At 61.2% G+C, this 24,174-nt stretch carries 23 protein-coding genes and 1 tRNA gene; 13 read left to right on the top strand and 11 right to left on the bottom strand.

From position 1 onward, the window contains the following. Nucleotides 1–72: 72 nt before the first annotated feature. The 10 genes from NKH57_RS11715 to glpK all read left to right on the top strand — a co-directional run bounded on the left by NKH57_RS11715 (nt 73) and on the right by glpK (nt 11,788). Nucleotides 73–1,485: a pyridoxal phosphate-dependent decarboxylase family protein gene (locus tag NKH57_RS11715; protein WP_023759303.1), complete on the top strand. Its 1,413-nt coding sequence runs from the start codon at nt 73–75 to the stop codon at nt 1,483–1,485. A gap of 128 nt (nt 1,486–1,613) precedes the next feature. Continuing rightward, a complete protein-coding gene (locus tag NKH57_RS11710; RefSeq protein WP_023759302.1) occupies nt 1,614–2,381 on the top strand; it encodes a DeoR/GlpR family DNA-binding transcription regulator in 768 nt (255 codons plus the stop codon). A gap of 126 nt (nt 2,382–2,507) precedes the next feature. Next, on the top strand, nt 2,508–4,034 hold the full coding sequence (gene glpD / locus NKH57_RS11705) for a glycerol-3-phosphate dehydrogenase (protein WP_352944325.1): 1,527 nt from the start codon (nt 2,508–2,510) through the stop codon (nt 4,032–4,034). Nucleotides 4,035–4,075: 41 nt separating this feature from the next. Continuing rightward, the gene (locus NKH57_RS11700) at nt 4,076–5,155 is read left to right on the top strand and encodes an ABC transporter ATP-binding protein (RefSeq protein WP_352944323.1); all 1,080 of its coding nucleotides are present in this window, start codon (nt 4,076–4,078) and stop codon (nt 5,153–5,155) included. Between the two features lie 9 nt (nt 5,156–5,164). Then, entirely contained in the window at nt 5,165–6,247 is a 1,083-nt protein-coding gene (locus tag NKH57_RS11695; RefSeq protein WP_352944321.1) for an ABC transporter ATP-binding protein, read from the top strand. Next, the gene (locus NKH57_RS11690; RefSeq protein ID WP_023759298.1) at nt 6,248–7,114 is read left to right on the top strand and encodes a carbohydrate ABC transporter permease; all 867 of its coding nucleotides are present in this window, start codon (nt 6,248–6,250) and stop codon (nt 7,112–7,114) included. Between the two features lies 1 nt (nt 7,115). After that, nucleotides 7,116–8,039, top strand: coding sequence for a carbohydrate ABC transporter permease (locus tag NKH57_RS11685; protein ID WP_127258930.1), 924 nt, complete (start codon nt 7,116–7,118; stop codon nt 8,037–8,039). A 67-nt stretch (nt 8,040–8,106) separates the two neighbouring features. Next, complete coding sequence (locus tag NKH57_RS11680) at nt 8,107–8,394, top strand: DUF2160 domain-containing protein (protein WP_023777478.1); 288 nt, start codon at nt 8,107–8,109, stop codon at nt 8,392–8,394. Between the two features lie 81 nt (nt 8,395–8,475). Further along, nucleotides 8,476–10,203: an ABC transporter substrate-binding protein gene (locus NKH57_RS11675; RefSeq protein ID WP_352732187.1), complete on the top strand. Its 1,728-nt coding sequence runs from the start codon at nt 8,476–8,478 to the stop codon at nt 10,201–10,203. Nucleotides 10,204–10,297: 94 nt separating this feature from the next. Further along, complete coding sequence (gene glpK / locus NKH57_RS11670) at nt 10,298–11,788, top strand: glycerol kinase GlpK (protein WP_352944316.1); 1,491 nt, start codon at nt 10,298–10,300, stop codon at nt 11,786–11,788. 107 nt (nt 11,789–11,895) lie between these two features. Here the strand turns inward: glpK and NKH57_RS11665 are convergent, their stop codons facing one another. Further along, nucleotides 11,896–12,363 (bottom strand): BA14K family protein, encoded by a 468-nt coding sequence (locus tag NKH57_RS11665; RefSeq protein WP_352606182.1) that lies wholly within the window; start codon nt 12,361–12,363, stop codon nt 11,896–11,898. 249 nt (nt 12,364–12,612) lie between these two features. Between NKH57_RS11665 and NKH57_RS11660 the strand changes: the two genes are divergently transcribed. Next, a tRNA-Lys gene (locus NKH57_RS11660) sits at nt 12,613–12,688 on the top strand. 120 nt (nt 12,689–12,808) lie between these two features. Here NKH57_RS11660 and NKH57_RS11655 read toward each other — a convergent pair. The 8 genes from NKH57_RS11655 to NKH57_RS11620 form a co-directional block, all read right to left on the bottom strand. Beyond that, nucleotides 12,809–13,279, bottom strand: coding sequence for a nucleoside deaminase (locus NKH57_RS11655; RefSeq protein ID WP_352944364.1), 471 nt, complete (start codon nt 13,277–13,279; stop codon nt 12,809–12,811). 129 nt (nt 13,280–13,408) lie between these two features. After that, entirely contained in the window at nt 13,409–14,467 is a 1,059-nt protein-coding gene (locus NKH57_RS11650) for an ABC transporter ATP-binding protein (protein WP_352944314.1), read from the bottom strand. 37 nt (nt 14,468–14,504) lie between these two features. Next, nucleotides 14,505–15,326: a carbohydrate ABC transporter permease gene (locus NKH57_RS11645; protein WP_352944312.1), complete on the bottom strand. Its 822-nt coding sequence runs from the start codon at nt 15,324–15,326 to the stop codon at nt 14,505–14,507. Beyond that, nucleotides 15,327–16,265 carry a carbohydrate ABC transporter permease gene (locus NKH57_RS11640; RefSeq protein ID WP_352944310.1) on the bottom strand — a complete coding sequence of 313 codons (939 nt, stop codon included), beginning with the start codon at nt 16,263–16,265 and terminating at the stop codon, nt 15,327–15,329. Then, complete coding sequence (locus NKH57_RS11635; RefSeq protein WP_352944308.1) at nt 16,265–17,602, bottom strand: ABC transporter substrate-binding protein; 1,338 nt, start codon at nt 17,600–17,602, stop codon at nt 16,265–16,267. The genes NKH57_RS11640 and NKH57_RS11635 overlap by 1 nt, the downstream gene beginning before the upstream one ends. Before the next feature lie 62 nt (nt 17,603–17,664). Continuing rightward, nucleotides 17,665–18,324 carry a GntR family transcriptional regulator gene (locus NKH57_RS11630; RefSeq protein ID WP_023759287.1) on the bottom strand — a complete coding sequence of 220 codons (660 nt, stop codon included), beginning with the start codon at nt 18,322–18,324 and terminating at the stop codon, nt 17,665–17,667. Between the two features lie 23 nt (nt 18,325–18,347). Next, nucleotides 18,348–19,232 (bottom strand): dihydrodipicolinate synthase family protein, encoded by an 885-nt coding sequence (locus NKH57_RS11625; RefSeq protein ID WP_352944306.1) that lies wholly within the window; start codon nt 19,230–19,232, stop codon nt 18,348–18,350. Nucleotides 19,233–19,381: 149 nt separating this feature from the next. Continuing rightward, a complete protein-coding gene (locus tag NKH57_RS11620) occupies nt 19,382–20,131 on the bottom strand; it encodes a hypothetical protein (RefSeq protein WP_245266604.1) in 750 nt (249 codons plus the stop codon). Nucleotides 20,132–20,334: 203 nt separating this feature from the next. Here NKH57_RS11620 and NKH57_RS11615 point away from each other — a divergent pair, with 203 nt between their 5' ends. Then, a complete protein-coding gene (locus tag NKH57_RS11615; RefSeq protein WP_023759284.1) occupies nt 20,335–21,681 on the top strand; it encodes a glycosyltransferase in 1,347 nt (448 codons plus the stop codon). A gap of 3 nt (nt 21,682–21,684) precedes the next feature. Beyond that, on the top strand, nt 21,685–22,383 hold the full coding sequence (locus NKH57_RS11610) for a Stf0 family sulfotransferase (protein ID WP_084025411.1): 699 nt from the start codon (nt 21,685–21,687) through the stop codon (nt 22,381–22,383). 56 nt (nt 22,384–22,439) lie between these two features. On the opposite strand, the gene dprA is transcribed toward NKH57_RS11610, so the two are convergent. After that, nucleotides 22,440–23,573 carry a DNA-processing protein DprA gene (gene dprA, locus NKH57_RS11605; protein WP_352944303.1) on the bottom strand — a complete coding sequence of 378 codons (1,134 nt, stop codon included), beginning with the start codon at nt 23,571–23,573 and terminating at the stop codon, nt 22,440–22,442. Beyond that, nucleotides 23,570–24,157 (bottom strand): glycerol-3-phosphate 1-O-acyltransferase PlsY, encoded by a 588-nt coding sequence (plsY, locus tag NKH57_RS11600; protein ID WP_352944301.1) that lies wholly within the window; start codon nt 24,155–24,157, stop codon nt 23,570–23,572. The genes dprA and plsY overlap by 4 nt, the downstream gene beginning before the upstream one ends. Nucleotides 24,158–24,174: the final 17 nt, after the last annotated feature.

Raw genomic sequence — 24,174 nt, 5'->3', positions numbered from 1 at the left:
CCGCTGGACGAACACACCAAGGCAATTCTACCGTCGCGCCGCAGAGGAAATGTCCACTCCAAGGGGGATACAATGAACAGTGATGATTTTCGGCAGTGGTCGCGGCGCGCCGCCGACTGGGGCGCCGACTATCGCAACACGCTGCGCGAGCGGCCGGTGCGGCCACTCGTCGAGCCCGGCGACATCTTTAGAAGCATAGAGGCTTCGCCGCCGGAAGACGCCGAACCGATGGACCGGATCTTCGCCGACTTCGAAGAGAAGATTTTGCCTGGCATGACGCATTGGCAGCATCCGCGCTTCTTCGCATACTTCCCGGCCAATGCGGCGCCTGTTTCGGTGGTGGCGGAATATCTGGTTTCGGCGATGGCCGCGCAATGCATGCTTTGGCAGACGTCGCCAGCGGCAACCGAGCTCGAAACACGCACCGTCGACTGGATGCGCCAGGCGCTCGGCCTGCCGGAAGGGTTTTCCGGGGTGATCCAGGATTCAGCCTCGTCGGCGACGCTGGCCGCGGTGCTGACCATGCGTGAACGGGCGTTGGACTGGCAAGGCAACAAACAAGGGTTGGCCGGGCAGGCGCGGCTGCGCATCTATTCCTCCGACCAGGTGCACACCTCCATCGATCGGGCGATCTGGATTTCCGGCATCGGCGAGGACAATCTCGTGCGCATTCCTGTCGGCGACCGTTTTCTCGCCATGGACACGGCAGCGCTCGAGGCGGCAATCGTCGCCGACCGGGAAGCCGGCATGCTGCCGGCGGGGATCATCGCTTGTGTCGGCGGCACCAGCACCGGCGGCACCGACGACATTGCAGCGGTCGCCGAGGTGGCGCGGCGGCATGGCCTTTATCTCCACGTCGATGCCGCCTGGGCCGGATCTGCGATGATCTGTCCGGAGTATCGACATTTCTGGACGGGCGTTGAAGGTGCCGATTCGGTCGTTTTCAATCCGCACAAATGGCTCGGAGCCCAGTTCGACTGCTCGATCCAGTTCCTGCGCGACCCGGAAAGCCATGTCAGGACGCTGGCCATCAAACCGGATTATCTGAAGACGCATGGCCGCGACGGCATCATCAACTATTCCGAATGGTCGGTGCCGCTCGGCCGGCGCTTCCGCGCGCTGAAATTGTGGTTCCTGTTGCGTGCTCATGGGTTGGAAAGCCTGCGAACGATGATCCGCAACCACGTCGCGTGGAGCGAAGGGCTTGCCGCGCGGCTGGCAAGCGAGCCGGACTTCGAGATCGTCAGCGAACCGATGCTGTCGTTGTTCTCGTTCCGGCACAACGCGGTAACCGACGCAGATACGGACGCGCATAATCTACGGCTTGTGAATGCGATCAACGACGGTGGCCGCATCTACCTGACGCAGACGAAGGTCGATGGGCGGATAGCAATCCGTTTCCAGGTCGGCCAATTCGAAGCGACCGCCGCCGATGTCGATATGGCTTTCACCGTCATCACGGAAATCGCTCGGGGTACGGCCTGATCTGGTCCGGCCGGAATTGCGCTGGCGTTTGCCTTTCCAATCATATGCATTTCATTAGCCGGCTTATACCTTTTCATTGGTTTCGTTTTCGACTATAGACAAGAAAAACGAAAACGGGAGGTTGTCCTATGTATTTGTCGCCACGCCATGCCGAAATCATCCAGATGGCCAAGGATCATGGTCGGGTGCTGGTCGAGGATCTGGCCACACATTTCAATGTGACGCCGCAGACCATACGCAAGGATCTCAACGACCTGTGCGACCAGCGGCTGCTTTCGCGCATCCATGGCGGCGCGTTGTTCCCGTCCGGCATCGAGAACATGGAGTATGAGGCCAGGCGCAAGATCGCCGCCGACGAGAAGGAGGCGATCGGCCGGGCGGCAGCCAGGCTGATTCCCGACAACGCCTCGCTGTTCATCAACATCGGCACCACGACAGAGTCGGTCAGCAAGGCGCTGCTCGATCATACCGGCCTGATGGTGATCACCAATAACATCAATGTTGCCAACAGGATGCGGATATATCCGTCGATTGAGGTTGTGATTGCGGGTGGCGTCGTGCGTGGTTCCGATGGTGGCGTCGTCGGCGAAGCGGCGGTCGACTTCATCAGGCAGTTCAAGGTCGATTATGCGGTGATCGGCGCCTCGGCGATCGACCATGACGGCGCCTTGCTCGACTTCGATTTCCGCGAGGTCAAAGTAGCGCAGGCAATCATCGCCAATGCAAGGCATGTCATCCTGGTTTCCGACCAGACCAAATTCGAGCGAACCGCACCGGTGCGCATCGGCCACCTGTCACAGGTCAACACCTTCATCACCGACCGTTGCGACATCCCGTCGGTGCGCAAAATCTGCCAGGAGGCCGAGGTTCAACTGATCGAGACTTCGCTCGCCTAGGCGATTTCGGCTTGGCATCACACGCTCGTGATATTTCGTTTGACATTCGTTATGATTTCGAAATAATCCCGACACGGTTTCGTAAAAGGCCAAAAATGGTGCAATGCGAAATCGTTGGAGGAATTTGTGGAAGCATCTCCGATCCGTGACATTTTCGTCATAGGCGGCGGCATCAATGGCTGCGGCATTGCCCGCGATGCTGTCGGGCGTGGCTTTTCCGTCTTCCTCGCCGAGATGAACGACCTCGCCAGCGGAACCTCCTCAGGCTCGACCAAATTGATCCATGGCGGCCTGCGCTACCTCGAATTCTACGAATTCCGCCTGGTGCGCGAGGCGCTGATGGAGCGCGAGGTTCTGTGGAAGAACGCGCCGCACATCATCTGGCCGATGCGCTTCGTGCTGCCCTATGCCAAAGGCCTGCGCCCGGCCTGGCTGATCAGGCTGGGTCTGTTTCTCTACGATCACATTGGCGGGCGCAAATTGCTGCCGGCGACCAGGACGCTTGACATGGCCAGGGACCCGGCCGGCAAGCCTTTGAAACCATTGTTCAAGAAGGCCTTCGAATATTCGGATGGCTGGGTCAATGATGCACGGCTGGTGGCGCTGAACGCGCGTGATGCCGCCGATCGTGGCGCAACGGTCCGCACCCGCACGAAAGTGGTCGGCGCACGCCGCGAAAACGGATTGTGGACGATTCAGATCGAAGACCTGCAGACCGGCAAGACCGAAGAAATCAAGGCGCGCCTGCTGGTCAATGCCGCTGGCCCCTGGGTCGATCATGTGCTGTCCGGCGTCGTTGGGCTCAACGATGTGCACAATGTCCGCCTCGTGCAAGGCAGCCATATCGTCATCGCCAAGAAATTCGACGATCCGCGCGCCTATTTCTTCCAGAACAGGGATGGTCGCATCATTTTCGCCATTCCTTACGAGGACGAGTTCACCCTGATCGGCACCACGGACCAGGATTACCCCGGCGACCCGCATGACGTGAAGATCAGCGACAAAGAGATCGACTACCTCTGCGCCGCGGCAAGCGAATATTTTGCGCAACCGGTCAAGCGCTCGGAGATCGTCTGGACCTATTCGGCCGTGCGTCCGCTCTATGATGATGGCGCCTCCAAGGCCCAGGAAGCGACGCGCGACTATGTGCTCAAGGCAGATGGCGGCGAGGGCGCTGCCCCGATCATCAACGCCTTTGGCGGCAAGATCACCACCTATCGCCGGTTGTCGGAATCGATGCTGGAAAAGATCGAGGGTTTTCTCGGCAAGCGCGGCAAGCCATGGACGGCAAACGCGCCATTGCCGGGCGGCGATTTCCCGGCCACCGGTTTCGATGCCGAAGTGGCGAAGCTGAAAACCGCCTATCCGTTCCTCGATGCGCGCCTGGCCCGGCGATTGACCAGGCTCTACGGCACCCGCGCAAGGATGCTGTTGGGGCTGGCCAAATCGAATGCCGATCTGGGCCGCAACTTCGGCGCCGATCTTTTTGAGGCCGAGGTGCGCTATCTCGTTCAAAACGAATGGGCTGTCACCGCTGAAGATGTATTGTGGCGCCGGACCAAGCGCGGTCTGTATCTCAGCCGCGAGCAGGTAGCGGTGCTCGATGAATTCATGCACGGCATAAGCCGGCGACATGTCGCGGCTGCGGAATGAAGAGGGTTTGAGCTGATGCAGAAAGCCTGGGAGGAGGCGTCATGCTGGAACTAAGGAACGTCACCAAGACGGTTGGTGCGGTCGAGCATATCCGCGACGTGTCGCTGACGCTCCAGCATGGCTCGCTCAACGTACTGCTCGGGCCCACGCTTTCCGGCAAGACCAGCCTGATGCGCCTGATGGCCGGCCTCGATGTGCCGGCCTCCGGTTCGATCTGGTTCGACGGTCAAAATGTCACCGGCGTGCCGGTGCAGCAGCGCAAGATCGCCATGGTCTACCAGCAGTTCATCAACTACCCGGCGATGACCGTCTACGAGAACATCGCCTCGCCGCTCAGGGTGGCTGGCACCGATCAGGCGAAGATTGACAAGGAAGTGCGCAATGCCGCCGCACTTCTCAAGCTGACACCTTACCTCGACCGCACGCCGCTCAGCCTGTCCGGCGGCCAGCAGCAGCGCACCGCACTGGCGCGTGCCATCGTCAAGAATGCCAGCCTGGTGCTGCTTGACGAGCCGCTTGCCAATCTCGACTACAAATTGCGCGAAGAGCTGCGCGCCGAACTGCCGAGGATTTTTGCCGCCACCGGCACCATCTTCGTCTATGCCACCACCGAGCCGCACGAAGCGCTGCTGCTCGGCGGCAACACGGCGACACTTTCCGAAGGACGCATCACCCAGTTCGGTCCGACAATCGACGTCTTCCGCAAGCCGGTCGATCTGGTGACAGCCAGGACTTTCGCCGACCCGCCGCTCAACACCATCGTGCTGGCCAAGAAGGGGCCGGACTTCTTGCTCGAAGGCGGCGTCAAGCTGCCGGTGCCCGCCGAACTCGTCGGCATTGCCGATGCGAACTATACGGTTGGCTTCCAGCCGCACCATCTTTCGCTCGATCGGCCCAATGCGTTGGCCGTGCCGGTGCGTGCGAAGGTCACCATCACCGAGATCACCGGGTCGGAGAGCTTCATTCATCTCGACTTCGCCGATGCGCGCTGGGTTATGCTGAGCCACGGTATCCTCGATTTCGAGATTGACGCCGCGATCGACGTGTTCATCGACCCGCGCCACATCATGGTCTTCGACGGGCAAGGCAGCGCCGTAAGCGCGCCAAAGCTGGCGGCATAGGAGAGCGATATGGCGCGCATCGACGTCAATCACATCCGCCACTCCTACCTGCCGAGCCCGCGCACGGATGCCGATTTTGCGCTCAAGGAAGTGCATCACATCTTCGAGGATGGTGGCGCCTATGCGCTGCTCGGGCCTTCGGGCTGCGGCAAAACCTCGCTGCTCAACATCATTTCGGGCCTGCTTCATCCCTCGCATGGCCGGTTGCTGTTTGACGGCAAGGACGTGACCAACTTGTCGACGCAAGAGCGCAACATCGCGCAGGTGTTCCAGTTCCCGGTCATCTACGACACGATGACCGTTTACGACAATCTGGCCTTCCCACTGCGCAATCGCGGCGTGCCGGAAGCCGATGTCGACCGCAAGGTGCGCGAGACGCTGGAAATGATCGATCTTGCGTCCTGGGCGAAGAAGAAGGCGAGGGGGCTGACCGCCGACCAGAAGCAGAAGATATCGCTCGGCCGCGGACTGGTGCGCTCGGATGTCAACGCCATCCTGTTCGACGAGCCGCTGACCGTCATCGATCCGCACATGAAGTGGGTGCTGCGCTCGCAACTGAAGCAGTTGCACCGCCGCTTTGGCTACACCATGGTCTACGTGACGCACGACCAGACCGAGGCGCTGACCTTCGCCGACCAGGTCGTGGTCATGTACGATGGCGGCATCGTGCAGATCGGCACCCCGGCGGAACTGTTCGAGCGACCGCGCCATACGTTTGTCGGTTATTTCATCGGCTCGCCGGGCATGAACGTCATGCCGGTGGCGATCGACGGCAAGACGGCGATGCTTGGGGCCCAGCGGATCGAACTGCCGGGCGCGCCCAAGGCAGCCAGCGGCGCCATAGAGCTTGGCATTCGTCCCGAATATGTCCGGCTCGGCCGTGACGGCATGGCCGTACAGGTCAGCAAGATCGAGGATCTCGGCCGCCACAAGGTGGTGCGCGCGAAGCTCGAAGGCCGCGACATCGCTGCCGTGATCGGCGAGGACGAAACCGTACCCGCCGATCCGAGGGTGCGCTTCGACCCGGCCGGCATCAACATTTATGCCGATTCCTGGCTGGTTGAGATGGCGCGCGTCGAGATGGGGGCATAGATGGAAAAGACCTGGAACAACAAGGCCTGGTTCCTGGTGCTGCCAGTGCTGGTGCTGGTGGCATTCTCGGCGGTCATCCCGCTGATGACGGTCGTCAACTATTCGGTGCAGGACACTTTCGGCAACAACGTCTTCTTCTGGGCCGGCACCGAGTGGTTCGAGGAACTGCTCTCTTCCAGCCGCTTCTGGGAGGCGATGGTCCGCAACCTGATCTTCTCCTTTATCATCCTCGCCATCGAAGTGCCGCTCGGCATCTTCATAGCCCTCAACATGCCCAAGAAGGGCTGGGGCGTGCCGGTCTGCCTGGTACTGATGGCATTGCCGCTGTTGATCCCGTGGAACGTCGTCGGCACCATCTGGCAGGTTTTCGGGCGCAACGACATCGGCCTGCTCGGCTATTACGTCAATGCGCTCGGCATCGACTACAACTACGTGCAGGATTCGTTCGACGCCTGGGTCACCGTCATCATCATGGATGTCTGGCACTGGACCAGCCTGGTCGTGCTGCTCTGCTATGCCGGCCTGGTCTCCATTCCGGATGCCTTCTATCAGGCGGCCAAGATCGACGGTGCCTCGCGCTGGGCGGTGTTCCGCTACATCCAGCTGCCGAAGATGAACCGGGTGCTGCTGATCGCCGTGCTGCTGCGCTTCATGGACAGCTTCATGATCTATACCGAACCTTTCGTGGTGACGGGCGGCGGTCCCGGCAATTCGACGACGTTCCTGTCGATCGACCTCGTCAAGACGGCGCTCGGCCAGTTCGATCTCGGGCCGGCCGCGGCCATGTCGCTGGTCTACTTCCTCATCGTCCTTCTGCTGTCATGGGTGTTTTACACCGTGATGACCAACTACGACGCGGAGCGCTGAGATGAGCGGCGCCAACGAAAGAACGACGAGGCAGGACAGAGTGAGCGAAACGACGGCTTCGGAAGGGCTCGCCAGTGCTATGTCGCAGGACCAGATCGCGCGGCTGATGCGCCGCCGCGGCGAGGAATCGCGCTGGTGGTGGATCGTGCCGACGGTCTACATCATCGTGCTGTTGCTGCCGATCTACTGGCTCATCAATATGAGCTTCAAGACCAATGCCGAGATCGTCTCCTCGCTGACGCTCTATCCGCATGCGCCGACGATCGCCAATTACGTCACCATCTTCACCGATGCATCCTGGTACTCGGGCTACATCAACTCGATCACCTATGTGGTGATGAACATGGTGATCTCGGTGGCAGCGGCGCTGCCGGCGGCCTACGCCTTCTCGCGTTATCGCTTTCTCGGCGACAAGCACCTGTTTTTCTGGCTGCTGACCAACCGCATGGCGCCACCGGCAGTGTTCGCGCTGCCCTTCTTCCAGCTCTATTCGGCCTTCGGCCTGATCGACACCCACATCGCCGTCGCGCTGGCGCACTGCCTGTTCAACGTGCCGCTGGCGGTGTGGATCCTCGAAGGCTTCATGTCGGGCGTGCCGAAGGAAATCGACGAGACGGCCTATATTGACGGCTATTCGTTTCCGCGCTTCTTCGTCAGGATATTCATGCCGCTGATCGCGAGCGGCATCGGCGTCGCCTGTTTCTTCTGCTTCATGTTCTCGTGGGTGGAACTGCTTATCGCCCGCACGCTGACCACGACCGACGCCAAGCCGATCGCCGCCACCATGACCCGCACGGTCTCGGCCGCCGGCATGGACTGGGGCCTGCTCGCCGCTGCCGGCGTGCTGACGCTGATCCCCGGCGCGCTCGTCATCTGGTTCGTGCGCAATTACATCGCCAAGGGCTTCGCCCTGGGGAGGGTTTGATGAAACGAACGCCAGAATTCGTTCGCAACACCATCGCCAAGGGCCTTGCCCCGGGGAGGGCATGACGATGAATTTCGACCTCACCTGGATGGCATGGACCTGGCCGACAGCAGCCTTCTTCGGGACCATCCTTCTGCTGCTGTGCGGCATGGCGGCGTGGGAATATGCCTCGCCGGGCGGCAATCCGCGCGTCGGCGTGCTGCGTTTCGAGACGACGCGCGGCGACCGTCTTTTCCTGTCGCTGCTTGGCAGCGCCTTTATCCATCTCGCTTGGCTGGGTCTTGTCGGACCCAACCTGTGGTGGGCTCTCGCTCTCTCCGTGGTCTACGCCGTCGGCGTGTTCCGCTACGTATAGAGGGGGAAACTGTTGGAGCGACCGCGTGCCGGCGGCCGCTCCAGATCGCACTTGAAACCTTAAAACAGTGGAGGAAACACAATGCGACGGCAATTTTTAACATCAACGACTGCGCTTGTCCTGTTACTCGGGGTTGGCAATGCCTACGCCGGAATGGACGAGGCAAAGGCTTTCCTGGACAAGGAAATCGGTCCGCTTTCGACGCTCGACCGCGCCGGCCAGGAAGCCGAAATGCAGTGGTTCATCGATGCCGCGAAGCCTTTCGCCGGCATGGACATCAAGGTCGTTTCGGAAACCATCGCCACGCACCAGTATGAATCGCAGGTCCTGGCGCCGGCCTTTACCGCCATCACCGGCATCAAGGTCACGCATGACGTCATCCAGGAAGGCGACGTCGTCGAGAAGATCCAGACCCAGATGCAGACCGGCCAGAATCTTTATGACGGCTGGGTCAACGATTCCGACCTGATCGGCACCCACTGGCGTTACCAGCAGGTGCGCAACCTGACCGACTGGATGGCGGGCGACGGCAAGGACGTTACCAATCCGAACCTCGACCTGAAGGACTTCATCGGCACCTCGTTTACGACGGCGCCCGACAAGAAGCTCTACCAGCTGCCCGACCAGCAGTTCGCCAACCTCTACTGGTTCCGTTACGACTGGTTCAACGACGAGAAGAACAAGGCCGACTTCAAGGCCAAGTACGGCTACGACCTCGGCGTTCCGGTCAACTGGTCGGCCTATGAGGACATCGCAGAGTTCTTCACCGGCCGTGAGATCGACGGCAAGAAGGTCTATGGCCACATGGACTACGGCAAGAAGGATCCGTCGCTCGGTTGGCGGTTCACCGACGCCTGGCTGTCGATGGCGGGCAACGGCGACAAAGGCCTCCCGAACGGCCTGCCCGTCGACGAATGGGGCATCAAGGTTGACGAGAATTCGCGACCGGTTGGCTCCTGCACGGCGCGCGGCGGCGACACCAACGGCCCGGCGGCCGTCTATTCGATCCAGAAGTACCTCGACTGGCTGAAGGCCTACGCTCCGGCCGAAGCCCAGGGCATGACCTTCTCCGAATCCGGCCCAGTTCCGGCTCAGGGCGCGGTCGCGCAGCAGATCTTCTGGTACACCGCCTTCACCGCGTCGATGGTTGATGCCGGCGCAAAGGCAGTACTGAACGACGACGGCACGCCGAAGTGGCGCATGGCTCCGTCGCCGCACGGCGTCTACTGGAAGGACGGTATGAAGCTCGGCTACCAGGACGTGGGTTCCTGGACGCTGATGAAGTCGACCCCAACCGACCGCGCCAAGGCCGCCTGGCTTTACGCCCAGTTCGTCACCTCGAAGACCGTCGACGTGAAGAAAAGCCATGTCGGGCTGACCTTCATCCGCGAGAGCACGATCCACGACAAGAGCTTTACCGAACGTGCGCCCAAGCTCGGCGGTCTGATCGAGTTCTACCGTTCGCCGGCTCGCGTGCAGTGGTCGCCGACCGGCACCAACGTGCCTGATTATCCGAAGCTGGCACAGCTCTGGTGGCAGGCGATCGGCGATGCATCGTCGGGCGCCAAGACGGCGCAGGAGGCGATGGACTCGCTCTGCAGCGAGCAGGAAAAGGTGATGAGCCGTATCGAGAAGTCGGGCGTCCAGGGCGATATCGGCCCGAAGATGGCCGAAGAGCATGACCTCGCCTATTGGAACGCCGACGCGGTCAAGAAGGGCAATCTCGCTCCTCAGCTCAAGATCGAGAACGAGAAGGAAAAGCCGATCACCATCAACTACGACGAACTGGTGAAGAGCTGGCAGAAGTAGCATTGTCTATGCGGGCGTTCGCGCGCCCGTGTGAAATTGGGGGAGGCGGCTCGTTGCCGTCTCCCCTCTTTGTATCGAGGCGGAGGGCGCTGGAATGAGCGGTTTTGTGCTGGCAATCGACCAGGGAACGACTTCGACACGGGCGATCCTGTTCGATGGCCAGATGAAGGTCGTCGGCAGCGGGCAGAAGGAATTCACGCAGCATTATCCGGCCTCCGGCTGGGTCGAGCATGATCCGGAGGAAATCTGGGCGAGTGTGGTGGCGACGGTGAAGGCGGCGCTGAAGAAGGCCGGCCGGAATGCTTCCGAAGTGGCTGCGCTTGGCATCACCAACCAGCGCGAAACCGTCGTCATCTGGGACAGGGCGACCGGCAAGCCGATCCACAACGCCATCGTCTGGCAGGACCGGCGCACCGCGCCGCTGTGCCAGAAACTGAAAAAGCATGGCCTGGAGAAGAAATTCACCCGCAAGACCGGTCTGCTGCTCGATCCCTATTTCTCCGGCACCAAGATCGCCTGGATGTTGGACAAGGTGAAGGGCGCGAGGCGGCGCGCAGAGAAAGGTGGATTGCTGGCCGGCACCATCGACAGTTTTCTGATCTGGCGGCTGACCGACGGCAAGGTCCACGCCACCGATGCCACCAATGCCTCGCGCACGCTGCTCTACAATATCGAGAAGAATGTCTGGGATGAAGAACTGCTGGCCATTCTAAACATCCCGGCCAAAATGCTTCCCGAGGTAAAGGACTGCGCCGATGATTATGGAATCACGGAGAAAAATCTCTTCGGCGCCGCGATAAGGATTCTCGGCGTTGCCGGCGACCAGCATGCGGCGACCATTGGCCAAGCCTGCTTCGACCCGGGGATGATGAAATCCACCTATGGCACCGGCTGCTTTGCGCTGCTCAACACCGGCAGCGACCTGGTGCGCTCGAAAAACCGGCTTTTGACCACCATCGCCTATCGGCTGAACGGCAAGACCACCTATGCGCTGGAAGGCTCGATCTTCATTGCCGGTGCTGCCGTGCAGTGGCTGCGCGACGGCATCAAGGTGATCGGCAAGGCCGAGCACAGCGGCAAACTGGCAACCGAAGCCGATCCGACGCAGAATGTCTATCTGGTTCCGGCTTTCGTCGGCCTCGGCGCACCGCATTGGGACGCCGATGCACGTGGCGCCATTTTCGGCCTGACCCGCAATTCCGGTCCGGCGGAGTTCGCCCGCGCCGCGCTGGAGGCCGTGGCCTACCAGACGCGCGATTTGCTCGACGCCATGCGCAAGGACTGGAAGGGCGCCTCAGCCAGGACAGTGCTCAGGGTCGATGGCGGCATGGTGGCGTCGGACTGGACCATGCAGCGCCTCGCCGACATCCTCGATGCGCCGGTCGACCGTCCGACCATTCTCGAGACGACCGCGCTGGGCGCCGCATGGCTGGCCGGCTCGAAGGCCGGTGTGTGGCCGGATGCCAAGAAGTTCGCGAAAAGCTGGGCACTGGAGCGGAGGTTCCAGCCGGACATGGATGGCTCCGTGCGCATAGCCAAGCTTGCTGGCTGGCGCGATGCTGTTCGCAGAACGCTGAGTGTGTAATAAACGGCCATCAGTGGTCGGTGATGGGGCGGGCTGACCGAAAAGAAAGGCCCGCGCCACTTCTGGCACGGGTCTTCAATGGAGCGCTATCGCTCCCACTCACTCAATCAGTAAGGCGAACGGCACTCACGGCGCGGGCCATAATTCGGCTGGAACGTGTTGTCCGAAGCACGGTAGCTGCGATAGTGATCGTAGCACCACTGCACATGCGAATTGCCCTCATAGACGCGATTGCGTTCGTTGTTGATGATGGCGCCGGTGATCAGCGCGCCGGTAGCGAAGGCCGCGAGCGGGAACCAATAATCGCCGTGGCGGCGATAGCCGGGGCGATATTCGCGATAGCCGCGATGGCCGTTCCAATAGATCACGCGATTGCGGGAAAAATTGCGGTCACGCGAAAAGCTGCGATTGTAGCGGTTCTTGCGCCACTCCTGGTACTGGACTGTCTGCACATCCGGCACCGCGACCTGGGATTGCGGCACATAGTTCGGTTGGGCGTTGACGGGCAGCGCCTCCGCCGTAACGAATGTGGCCGAGAGCGTGGCTGCCAGCATACCCACTGTGATTCTGTTCATTGCTCTTCTCCTCAAGGGTTAGCGGACGTCCCCGTGCTGGAAAAACGAGTGGCCTATGCAATTGTTCCGGGGACAGGATGCCGCTGCGGGCAAAACGACTGAGCTCCTTAGTTGCTCTCTCCGCTGATGCGACGAGAGAGTGCCGCGACGGGGCGAAGCCATGTTTACGAACCCTCTTTTTCCGGTTGACCGGTCGAGGCACTCTCCCTATGTTCCGCGCAATTTCGAGGGCGGCTTTTGAGCCCGCGGGAGCGCGTAGCTCAGCCGGTAGAGCAACTGACTTTTAATCAGTAGGTCATGGGTTCGAATCCCATCGCGCTCACCAAATCGCAATAAATCCACCATAGCCTGCGGGGAGACTTTCCCACGCGCACGGCAGCAGCATTACGGCTCCGATCGATCCGACGGCTGTTGCCATCGACCGGTTGCCGACTGGCACGAAGCGTCAGCGCTTCCAGAAATCGCGGTGCGGCTCGTGCAACTCGTCCTCGATTTCGGGGAAGGGGCCAAAGACCTCGATCTTTTTCTGGCCGGAGCCGAACACGGTGCGCGAGGAGAGGCTCATCGTCGGGTTCTCAGGGTGATCCCCGGTCAGCGCAAGGATCTTGGTCTCATCGCACCCGTAGACCAACCGCCCGATATTCGCCCAATACATCGTGCCAGCGCACATCGCGCACGGCTCAAAGGTCGAGACCAGCGTGCATTGCCACAGGAACTCCGGCTCGTAGGCCGCCGCGGCGCGCCGGGCGATCTCGGTCTCGGCATGGCGCACCGTATCGAGATTGCCCTGCCGCATCAGGATGCGGTCGTCCGGCCCGACCAGGACGGCGCCGAAGGGATGATGCCCATGCGCCGCCGCCTCGCGCGCGACTTCATCGGCGGCGCGGAGGTGGGCGAGCATCTGATCGCGGGTCATGGCAAAATCCTGGCGCGCCGGCATCCACTCGTTGAGCGGCTCTATGAGCCGAGATTGCTGCCGAGGAACGCTCGTGGCAAGAGCTAACCGCCGCTTGAGACCTTTGCGCTGGGATATCGGACCTTTGCCCTACAATCGCCGGCCGGTCTTGGCATCGAACAGGTGAGCACAGGCGCGGTCGATTTCGATGCGCACCGGCTCGCCCTGCTTCAGCGCGAGCCGCTCGCGGAAAAGGCAGGAGATCTCTTCGCCGCCACAATCCACCTTGGCGAAGATTTCCGACCCCGTCGCTTCCAGGAGCGTAACCTTGCCATCGATGCCTTGGACAGTCGCACGAATATGTTCCGGGCGGATGCCATAGACGAGGTCGTTCCCCGAAGCATGGGCGGGGTGGATGCCTTCCGGCAGTGGCAGGATCAGCCCGCCGGTGCTGCGGAAAACGCCTTCCTCGATACGGCCGGCAATGAAGTTCATGGCGGGCGAGCCGATGAATCCGGCAACGAAGAGATTGGCAGGGCGGTCGTAAAGGTCGAGCGGCGCGCCGATCTGCTCGACGAGGCCGTCGTGCAGCACGACGATCTTGTCGGCCATGGTCATGGCCTCGATCTGGTCATGCGTGACATAGATCGTCGTGGTGCCCAGTCGCTGGTGCAGCGCCTTGATCTCGCCGCGCATCTGGACGCGCAATTTCGCGTCGAGATTGGAGAGCGGCTCGTCGAACAGGAAGACTTGCGGATCGCGCACGATCGCGCGGCCCATGGCTACGCGTTGGCGCTGGCCGCCGGAAAGCTGGCGCGGGTAGCGGTCGAGCAGCTTGTCGAGACCGAGAATGCTGGCGGCCCTGCCGACGCGGCTGGCGGTGTCGGCCGGATCGGCTTTCTTGATCTTCAGGGCAAAGCCCATATTGTCTGCCACCGTCATATGCGGATAGAGCGCGTAGTTCTGGAACACCATGGCGATGTTCCTGTCCCGCGCCCGCAGATTGTTGACGATGCGATCGCCAATGGCGATCCTGCCGCCCGAGATCGTTTCAAGTCCGGCAATCATGCGCAGCAGCGTCGACTTTCCGCAGCCCGACGGACCGACCAGGATGACGAACTCGCCATCGGCGATATCGACGCTGACATCGTGAATGATCTTGGCCGTTCCGAAAGCCTTCTGCACGTTGTTGATTGTCACCGAAGCCATTGGGTTTCCTCGAAAAAAATTGGATGTAGGGTAGCGCTCAGCCGCCCTTGACGGCGCCGGCGGTCAGTCCGGCGACAATCTGCCTTTGTGCGAACATGGTCAGCACCAGCACCGGCAGCGTCACCACAAGTGCGGCGGCGGCGAGCGGACCCCAGCTGACTTGCTCGTAGGACAGCATGTTGTAGACGGCGACCGGCAGCGTGCGCGTTTCGCGGCTGGCGAGCACCACGCCGAAAACGAAATTGTTCCATGAGAAGATGACGGACAGGATGAAGGCAACCACGATGCCCGGCTTGGCGATGGGCAAGGCGACCAGGCGGAACACCTGCCAGGAGCTGGCGCCATCGATGTTGGCCGCTTCCTCCAGCTCCATCGGCGTGGTCTCGAAATAGCCGATCATCACCCAGACGACGATCGGCACGGTCACCACCAGATGGATGATGATTTGCGGCCATAGCGTGCCGAGAATGCCGACCCATTGGAACAGCAGAAACAGCGGGATGAGATAGGAAAGCCCCGGCGTCATGCGGGCGATCATGATGACGACCGCCGACCGTTCGGCCTTGAGCCGTGCGATGCCATAGCCGGCCGGCACACCGATCAGCAGTGCCAAAATTGTCGCCGTGCCGGTCACCAGAACCGAATTCCAGAGATAGAGCAGGAAGTTGTTCTCCTCGAACACCTTTGCATAGTTCGACCAGGCGAGATGTTCGGGGATCAGGATCGGCGGATAGGCGCCGTTGTCGATCTCGAATTTCAGCGACAGCGAGATCATCCAGAGGAAGAACAGGATCGCCGGCGAGACGAAGACAAGGGCCGCGAAAAACAGCCCGATCTGGTTGAGCAGGCGTGAACTCATCTATTTGCCCTCCACGCCGATCCACTGGGAGCGCTGGCGCAACATCAAGAGGATGAAGGACAGGGCGACGATGACGATGAAAAACACGACGGCCATGGCCGAGCCATAGCCGATGTCGTAGTAGGAGAAGGCGGTGTTGTAGAGATAGATGTTGATGGTCTCCGAGGCGGTGCCGGGTCCGCCCTGGGTCATCGCGTAGATGATGTCGAAGCTCTTCAGCGCATCGATGGTGCGGATGATCACCGCGATCATCAGGAACGGCGCGATCATCGGCAAGGTAAGATAACGGAATTGCTGCCAGGCATTGGCGCCATCGATCTCGGCGCTCTCGAATGGCTCGCGCGGCACGGACGCCAGGCCGCCCAGCACGATCAGCATCACCAGCGGTGTCCACTGCCAGGTCTCGACCGCGACCAGCGAGGGGATGACCGTGTTGGCGTTGAAGATCCATTCCTGCGCCGGGATGCCAACCAGCGACAGCAGGTAGTTGAGGACACCGAGCTGAGGATGGAACATCATGGTCCAGACCAGCGCCACGGCGACGGGCGTTGCCATCATCGGCATCACGAAAACGCCGCGCAACAAGCCGCGCAGCGGAAACCTGGCGTCGAAGATCAGGGCGGCGACAGTGCCGAGCAACATCGGCGCGGCAACCGAGAGGAAGGTGTAGCTCAAGGTGTGGAGCAGCGATTCCCAGAAGCGTTGGTCGACTGCCAGCCGAAAATAGTTTTCCATCCCGGCAAAGCTTCGTGACTGACCGAGCGTCCAGCGGTTGACGCTCATCCAGAGCGTGAAGGCCCAGGGAAAGACGATCACTGCGCCGACGACGACGAGCGCCGGAACGACGAAGGGCCAGTAGTTGGGAGCCAGCCGGATCGTCTGGCTCCCTTCGATGGCTTGCGTCGTCACCCCGGTGCGTTCTGGGGCGGTGGCGTACATCAGCCTTGCTCGCTCCTGTCGAGAACCGGCTGGAACTGTTCGGTGGCCTTCTTCAGCTCCTCCGCCGGATCGGCGCCGGCGATCAAATTGGTCAGCGCCACGCCATAGATGTCGCGGAACTCGGTGACCGGGATGATGACCGGAAGCGACAGCCGGCTGACGTTGCCGGAGCCGACCACCGCATCGAGCCAGCTCGCCGGCATGGTGACGCCTTCGCGGACTTTTGGATCTTCAAGCACCGACTTGCGGAACGGGACGCCGGCGCCTGCCTGCCGCCGGCGCGCGCCCATGACCGGCGACACTGCCCACTGGCAGAACAGATAGGCGGCCTCCTTCTTCTCGCTGGCGGCCGTCACGCCGATGCCGTCGCCGAACGTGCCCGAGGCGTGCGCCTTGGGGCCCTTGGGCATGACACCATAGCCGACCTTGCCGACCACCCGCGATTTTTCAGGATTTTCCATCGGCGGGGCAAAGCCCACACCGTCGAACCACATGCCGATCTTGCCTTGCAGGAAGGCGGACTGCGCTTCGGCCCAGTTGAAGCCGGTGACGCCTGGAGGCGCGGATTTGGTCATCAGCCTCTGGTATAGGCTGGCGGCCTCGATCGCCTCGGGCGACGTCGTGCGCAGCTTGCCCTGACTATCGAGTGGCGTCATGTCGTAGCCGAGCATCAGTGACGTCCACACTGGCGTGTTGGCGTTCTTGATGCCTCGGGCGACGAAACCGTAGGTGTTGTTCGACGCGTCGGTCAGCGCCTCGGCGGCGGCCACCAGTTGCTCGAAGGTTTCGGGATATTTGAGGCCCTTGGCCTCGAAAAGCTCCTTGTTCCAGTAGACGATCCAATAGTCGACCGAGAAAGGCAGCGAGCGCAGCATGCCCTGGCTGTCCTTGGCGAACAGCATGCCGGCATCGGCGAAATCACTTTCGACCAGGCCGGGATCGGTCAGGGCGGGGTCAGTGAGATAGCCCGATATGTCGGCAAGCCAGCTGCCCTTTTCAAACTGCCGCTTCTGCACATGGTAGCTTAGATGCACGACGTCGAAGCTCGGCTTGCCGGAGCTCAGTTCGATCACCGTCTTCTGGCGCTGCTGCTGTTCGGGCGTCGCCTCGGCATTGACCTTGATCCCGGTCAGGTCCTCGAACTCGGCGAGATATTTTATGAGGGTGTCGCTGCGCGGGCTTTTGACCAGATTGACGTCGAGCGTCGTGCCGGCAAAGCGCTTCCAGTCGACGGCGGCGGCAAAGCTTGGGCGGACGCCGGCAAGCCCGGCGGCAGCGAATGCCGCGGTTCCTTGCAAGAGTTGCCTCCTGGTTGGGTTGAACAGATTGGACGACATTTCTTCCTCCCGGTTGCTGTCGTTGTCGATTGCGCCGCGACCGCGGCGCGGCTCATGTTTCCTCAGATTTGCAGCGCCAGCCGGCGCGCCTTGTCGATGTGCAGGCTGATCGCCTCGACCGCCTTTTGCGGGTCGCGGCTCTCCATGGCTTCGATGACCGCGAGGTGCTCACGCATGACCGGCACGACGCGCCCGTCGATGCGGAAGCGCTCCTGATGGATCAGCCGGATCTTCACGGAATTGACCAGATAGGCCTTGGCGATGATCTCGTTGCCCAGCGCATCGATGAAAGTGTCGTGCATCGCCCAGTCGATCTTTTGGGCCTTGGCTTCCATTTCCGGCGTCGGGGTCTGCGAAAGGGCTTGCGCCAGCATCTCCTCATGTTCGCGTCGCAGGCGGGCAAGTTCCTCGTCGGGGGCGCTGGTGGTGAACAGCGCCACCGCTTCGCGCTCCATGAACAGTCGGAACTGAAAAGCCTCGCGGATCAGACTGATGTCTATATGGGCGATCTGCATGCCGCGCTGCGGGATCGTCGTCAGAAGCCCTTCGGCCTCGAGACGCGGCACGATCTCGCGAATGGCACCGAGCGGCAGGCCGGTGAAGGCAACCAGTTCGCGCTGCGACACGAATTGCCCCGGCAACAAATCGCGAGCCAGCAAATGCCGCGTGAAGCTGGCATAGGCTTTTTCCCTAAGGGTGGTCGGTTCGCTGCCGTCTTCCATTTCAGCGCGCTTCCCTTTGCCGGTCAGGCTGATTCCCTGGCAAACAGACTGTCATAGGCGACGGCAAGCTGTTGGCGCCCCTGCGAAGCGATCGGCTCCAGCGGTGGGCGGACCGCCAGCCAGCGGTCGTCGCCGGTCTTGCGCGCCACCATGACCTTCACCGCCGGCGTGACCGGATCTTTGAGCAATTCGAGCACGAAACGCTCGACGCGGGTATCATCGCGCCCGTCCTCGGCCATGGCGCGGATTTCGCCGGTAACGAAATTGGCCATGCCGGAGATGGCGCCTTGAGCACCAATTCGCACCGCTCGCGCCAGATGCCGTTCGTCACCGATCAGGATGACCAGATCGCCATGGGCGCTGAGCAGCGCCTCGCTGTAGGCCCAGTCGCCGCCGGAATCCTTGACCCCCGCGACGACATCCGGAAAGGCGGTGCGCAAGCGGCCGATCAGGCCAAGCGAGAGCTTCACCATCGTGACAGATGGGATGTTGTAGAGAAGCACGTCACGGGCGAGCGGACCGAGCGCTGCAAAAACAGTGGAAAACCAGCCGAAAAGGCCGTCCTCGCCGACATTCTTGAAATAGCTCGGCGGCGCAAGCAGAATGTTGCGGGCGCCGCGGTGCAAGGCATGCCGTGCCTGTTCGGCGGCGTCCTCGGCCGCATCGACCAGCACGCCGGCAACAAGCTGATGTGGCAAGATGCCGGCAGCCAGCATGGCTTCGGTCACCGACCGCCGCTCCGAGGCGCCCACCGATGCGCCTTCGCCGGTGGTGCCGAAAAGCGTCACGCTGGTGCACCCCTCCGCCAGGCAACGCCTGGCCTGGGCGATCATCGGCGCGATGGCGATCTGCCCGGAGGCATCAAAAGGCGTGGTGAGGGCGGCTGAAAGGCCAAAGCGTGATGTCACCGGGAAGTCTCCGAAAGATGTTCGAAGGCAGTGATAGCCCACTAACATGTCAGTTGTAAATCTGGTTGGTGCGTTTTTTCAAGGGCTGCTGGATGGTGATGGTCGGGCCCTTCACAGATCGTCTGGAAGACGGAGGGCTGGGCTCTCCGCTACTTGTGCCTTGTGGCGTTTCCCGACACGAGTCGCTGGGCAACAGGCTGCACATTTTCCTTGTAGGTAATGCACCTGTCGTAAACCTTGTTCACCACGCGCTCCTTGCCAATTCGCTCCCACTCCGGCGTCCAAGGCGCATCCCAGTCAAAGTGCTGCGAGATGAGGAATTCTCTGTCGAAGCACTGCGGATCCCGATCCAGAATCTGGCGCGCTTCATCCGCCAATGGCGTATAGGCTTTGACCGCAGCCATCTTCCTGGTGCGAGCAGCCGAATCCAGTTGAGTTTCCACTTCGATAACCCCCGGCACATTGGGGACTGCGGCAGTGCAAAGCTGCTTGCGCCCTGGCCGTGTGCTTTGCAGCAGCCTATTGAGGGCATTGCCGAATGCATATGCCAGATCGTGCATCGGATTGTAGCCATCGACCGCGTCCGAGACGATTTGCACGTCCTTCATATCAGACACATCGAGGTTGATTCTCGCCAGCACATCGGCAAAGACTCCACAGTCCCTAGCCAACAGCGCTTTATACCAGGCGGCGTCCGGAATATCGCCAAACACCGCCCCAGCGGTTGCGCCAACAGCTTCCACCACGTCGCGTGAATATTGGGTTCGGGCAGAGTGGCGGCCGCCTGAACCATCCGTCAAAAGGTAGATTCGCGGTTTCTTGAGCTCAAGCCAGTGATGAATCCTAAGCTCATGCCCGGGATGTGCAAGGATCAGCACATATTGCAACTTTTCGGACAAGCTACGGCTCCAATCCGGGTTTCGGCACACATCCGCGCCTTGGATCGCATCAAGGCGACTAGGCATCAAAGGTTCCCAACATCGAGTTGGCGCGGTTCAATTTTGTACAAGCTTGTCGGGTCAATGCCTTCAAACTAAGAACGCTGCCTAGCATCTGTTATCCTCGCAGCCAATGCGCTTGCGAAACAGCTAAGGAGGCGGCATTGCGGGTTCTCATTACCAATCTGTTCGCGTCGCAAAACAGCGGTACCGAAGCCGTTGTCGAATTGCTGGCCGACGGGCTTCGCGGTGCCGGTCATCAAACCATGGTGCTGGCTCCAACCCTTGGCGATATGGCCGACAGAATGCGCCGACGAGGACACCATGTGGTCGACCGGATTGCAGAAATCGTCGAAAAGCCCGACATCATCCATGGCCAACATTTGACGCCTTGCCTGACCGCGCTGGCGCGGTTTCCCGATGTGCCAGCCGTGTTTTCCTGCCACAGCGCTTTCTTCGAAGTCGAAGCTCCCATGCTTCATCCACAGATACGCCGCTGGATCGCGGTCGATGAAGCCTGCAAGGCCAAATGCCTGTCACGCGGCGTACCGGCTGACAAATTGGACCTCATCTACAACGCGGTCGACCTTCAACGTTTCAAGCCCCGCCTGCCGCTGCCTTCCAGACCCGCCAGAGGGCTGCTGCTGACCAAGAATTTCGAACACCAGCAGGCAGTGCGCGAAGCCTGCTCGAAAAGCAACGTTCACCTGGATGAGTTGGGTCCGGCTACAGGACGCTTTTCTCATCAACTCGAAAAGGATTTGCTCGAATACGACATCGTGTTTGCAACCGCCCGTATGGCCATTGAAGCCGCCGCGGTGGGGTGCTCAGTCGCCGTCTGCGACGCGCGTGGCTTCGCCGGCTTGCTGGATACGGCAAACATGAAGGCATGGCGGCAAATGAACCTAGGCGTTGGCCTTTTGACCAAGCCGACCACCGTCACAAATCTGATGGAAGCGATCTCGCGGTTTGATGCCGGCGATGCCGCCAAGGTTTCCGCCTATTTTCGCGAAGTGGCTGATATCTCGCACTTCGTCGATGAGCATCTCAGGGTCTACAATCAGTCCATTGAGGCCGATACGGATACGACCGCTGACGAACGCTCGCTGGCCACCGCGTGCTGGATCGAGGAAATCGGCGTATCGCTTCCGCCGCGCAGATGGGCCGCCATCGTGAAGGAGATGCATGGATGGCAGACTTCGCCAGATCAGGCCGCGCTTGTGGAATTGCTGCGATCAAACACAAAAACGTTGGAGAGCAACATCGCAGCGTTGACGGAGCTTGGAAAACAGGTCGGATCCATTGGACCGGAAATTGGAAAAATTGGCCCGATCCTGGATGTCTCCATTTCGCTCAACAGTGCGGCTCAGGACAACCGGGCTGCATTGCATCGAATTGACAAGGAGCTTTCGAGCCTTTCAAGTTTCGTCAGCGAGACGAAACGGCTCTACAACGGCATGATCCCGCTGCTTATGAGAAAAATGTTTCTTCGGGCTCGCAGGCGAGGTTGAAGGGTGTGTGACGACTTACGCGGCTACGCAATTTGCACATCGCCGAGATCTGGCAGTAATTTCCTGTGCCAGCATCTCAGTGGCACTGGTGTGCTTGGACACCCGCTCGAATATTTCAATTGGCGGGGGCGCCGGTTTTTCGACGATCCAGACTTTCCCGAAAATGTAGTCGGGCAGGTCGAAAAAATTCTCACGATGGGCGCAACTCCCAATCGTATCTACGGTCTGAAAATCTTTGCTCACCAGCATGATTGGATTTCAGGACAGATCGACTGGTTCGATGCGCTTCCGAATCTCCAGTTCATCTTTCTTTCGAGGCGAGACCTTCTCGGGCAGGCTATATCCTGGGCGAGAGCTCTCCAGACCAGTCAGTACCGATCGACTCAGCAATCGAGTCAAACAGCGGTGTTCGATGCTGAGCTGATTCAGAGGCAACTCGACGCGCTGGTCCGGGAAAGGGCGCGCTGGGAGATGTTTTTTGCCCGAACCGGGATTAGCCCTCTCCGGCTCGAATACGAGTCGATAGTCGAAACTCCACCGTATGCCGTCCGTCAGGTCGCGGACATGATGGGCGTGGCGCTTCAACGCAGCCCGGATTCCATCAGCGTTGGGATCCAACAACAGCGAGATTCGATCAGTCTCGAATGGGCAGATCGTTTCAAAGGGGAACGCGGCAATCCAAATAGACTGGACCTTGTATAGACCTGTCTGCATGCAGCGGTGACGAGCGCCGAGCGGATCAGGGGCCAAGCTGCCCTTCAGGAGCCTTCGAACACCAGCGAAACGTTGCCTCCTGCATGTCGCTCGAGGCGGCCGGCGAGGTCGAGTTCCAGCAGCACCATGAAGACCTGGGCCGGGTGCAGGGCGGTGTGGCGGATGATCTCGTCGATCGGCACGGGCGTCGGGCCGAGCGCCTCGATGACTCGGGCGCGATCGCTTTCGCCGGGCGGCGGCGTGACCGATAAGTCGGGCGGCTCTTCGAACGGCGGCACGTCGGGCGCCCGCATGCCGGTCAGCGGGGCAATCGCCCTGGAAATGTCCGATGCCTCGGTGACCAGGGTGGCGCCGTCCTTGAGCAGGCCGTTGGTGCCGGCGGCGCGTGGGTCGAGCGGTGAGCCCGGGACGGCGAAGACCAGCCGGCCCATTTCGCCCGCGAGCCTGGCGCTGATCAACGATCCCGAGCGTTGTGCTGCCTCGACAACCACCAGCCCAAGGGCCGCGCCCGCGACGAGGCGGTTGCGGCGCGGGAAATCCTGTGCGCGCGGCTGCCAGCCGAACGGCATTTCCGATATGACGGCGCCGCGCTCAGCGATTTCCTCGCACAAGCCGGCATTTTCGGGCGGGTAGGGCAGGTCGAGGCCACCAGCCAGAACACCGATCGTACCGGTCGCAAGACTGCCCTGATGCGCCGCCGTGTCGATGCCGCGCGCCAGGCCGGAGACGATTGCGTAGCCGTCGCGTCCGAGTTCCGCCGCCAGCATGCGCGCCATCTTGATGCCGGCCAGCGATGCGTTGCGGGCGCCCACGATGGCGACCCCCGGCAGCCGGAACACTGCGGCATTGCCTTTGACCGCCAGCAGCGGTGGCGGATTGTCCATGTTGCGCAAAAGCGGCGGATAGTCTGTCTCACCGATGCCGACAAAGCGCGCGCCAGCCTTTCTGGCCGTTTCCAATTCGGCCTCGGCTTCGGTAATGGAAGGAATGCGGGCGATGCGTTTGGCGCCGCCTGAAATCATCAGCTCCGGCAGTATTTCGAGCGCCACTTCGGCTGAACCGAAGCGGTTGATCAGGTCGCGAAAAGAGGCGGGGCCGACATTCTGGGTGCGGATCAGCCGCAGCCAGCTCAGCCGCTGCCGGTCGCTGAGGCGCGGCCCGGCAGCCGGCTCGCTCACTCCCTGGCTCCGATCTTGCCCTCGGTGCCGGCAAGCAGGCGCGAAATGTTTTCCCGGTGCTTGATAAAGACGATGATGCTCATCACCACGAACAGGGCGGCATTCTGCGGCGTGCTGAAGAGATAGAGGGCGATCGGCACGACGACGGCTGCCGTCAGCGCCGCCAGCGAGGAATATCGGAACAGGAATGCCATCACCAGCCAGACGATGGCGAAGATCAGCGCTACCTGCCAGGCGAGGGCGATCAGCACGCCGAGATAGGTGGCGACGCCCTTGCCGCCCTTGAAACCCAGCCATACCGGGAAGAGATGGCCGAGAAAGGCGCCAAGGCCTGCCCAGATCGCCAGTTCAGGCGAAAAATGGCCTGATATCAGCACGGCGGCCGTGCCCTTCAGTGCGTCGAGCAGCAGCGTCGCGGCGGCAAGGCCCTTGTTGCCGGTGCGCAGAACATTGGTGGCGCCGATGTTGCCGGAGCCGATCTTGCGCACATCGCCAAGGCCGGCCGCGCGGGTGAGCAGAAGTCCGAACGGAATCGAACCGAGCAAATAGCCGAACACGAGAGCTAGGATAAGGCTGTAAGTCATTGTTCCCCCGCGTTTCC

It is taken from the genome of Mesorhizobium sp. M1050 (assembly GCF_040318715.1).
GTDB lineage: Bacteria > Pseudomonadota > Alphaproteobacteria > Rhizobiales > Rhizobiaceae > Mesorhizobium.
This window is presented reverse-complemented; position numbering and strand designations above follow the sequence as displayed.

Excerpts from the sequence above, each read along its gene's own strand:
- NKH57_RS11715 (WP_023759303.1), top strand. The coding sequence starts at position 73 with ATGAACAGTGATGATTTTCGGCAGTGGTCGCGGCGCGCCGCCGACTGG.
- NKH57_RS11710 (WP_023759302.1), top strand. The coding sequence starts at position 1,614 with ATGTATTTGTCGCCACGCCATGCCGAAATCATCCAGATGGCCAAGGAT.
- NKH57_RS11700 (WP_352944323.1), top strand. The coding sequence starts at position 4,076 with ATGCTGGAACTAAGGAACGTCACCAAGACGGTTGGTGCGGTCGAGCAT.
- NKH57_RS11695 (WP_352944321.1), top strand. The coding sequence starts at position 5,165 with ATGGCGCGCATCGACGTCAATCACATCCGCCACTCCTACCTGCCGAGC.
- NKH57_RS11690 (WP_023759298.1), top strand. The coding sequence starts at position 6,248 with ATGGAAAAGACCTGGAACAACAAGGCCTGGTTCCTGGTGCTGCCAGTG.
- NKH57_RS11685 (WP_127258930.1), top strand. The coding sequence starts at position 7,116 with ATGAGCGGCGCCAACGAAAGAACGACGAGGCAGGACAGAGTGAGCGAA.
- NKH57_RS11680 (WP_023777478.1), top strand. The coding sequence starts at position 8,107 with ATGAATTTCGACCTCACCTGGATGGCATGGACCTGGCCGACAGCAGCC.
- NKH57_RS11675 (WP_352732187.1), top strand. The coding sequence starts at position 8,476 with ATGCGACGGCAATTTTTAACATCAACGACTGCGCTTGTCCTGTTACTC.
- glpK (WP_352944316.1), top strand. The coding sequence starts at position 10,298 with ATGAGCGGTTTTGTGCTGGCAATCGACCAGGGAACGACTTCGACACGG.
- NKH57_RS11665 (WP_352606182.1), bottom strand. The coding sequence starts at position 12,363 with ATGAACAGAATCACAGTGGGTATGCTGGCAGCCACGCTCTCGGCCACA.
- NKH57_RS11655 (WP_352944364.1), bottom strand. The coding sequence starts at position 13,279 with ATGACCCGCGATCAGATGCTCGCCCACCTCCGCGCCGCCGATGAAGTC.
- NKH57_RS11650 (WP_352944314.1), bottom strand. The coding sequence starts at position 14,467 with ATGGCTTCGGTGACAATCAACAACGTGCAGAAGGCTTTCGGAACGGCC.
- NKH57_RS11645 (WP_352944312.1), bottom strand. The coding sequence starts at position 15,326 with ATGAGTTCACGCCTGCTCAACCAGATCGGGCTGTTTTTCGCGGCCCTT.
- NKH57_RS11640 (WP_352944310.1), bottom strand. The coding sequence starts at position 16,265 with ATGTACGCCACCGCCCCAGAACGCACCGGGGTGACGACGCAAGCCATC.
- NKH57_RS11635 (WP_352944308.1), bottom strand. The coding sequence starts at position 17,602 with ATGTCGTCCAATCTGTTCAACCCAACCAGGAGGCAACTCTTGCAAGGA.
- NKH57_RS11630 (WP_023759287.1), bottom strand. The coding sequence starts at position 18,324 with ATGGAAGACGGCAGCGAACCGACCACCCTTAGGGAAAAAGCCTATGCC.
- plsY (WP_352944301.1), bottom strand. The coding sequence starts at position 24,157 with ATGACTTACAGCCTTATCCTAGCTCTCGTGTTCGGCTATTTGCTCGGT.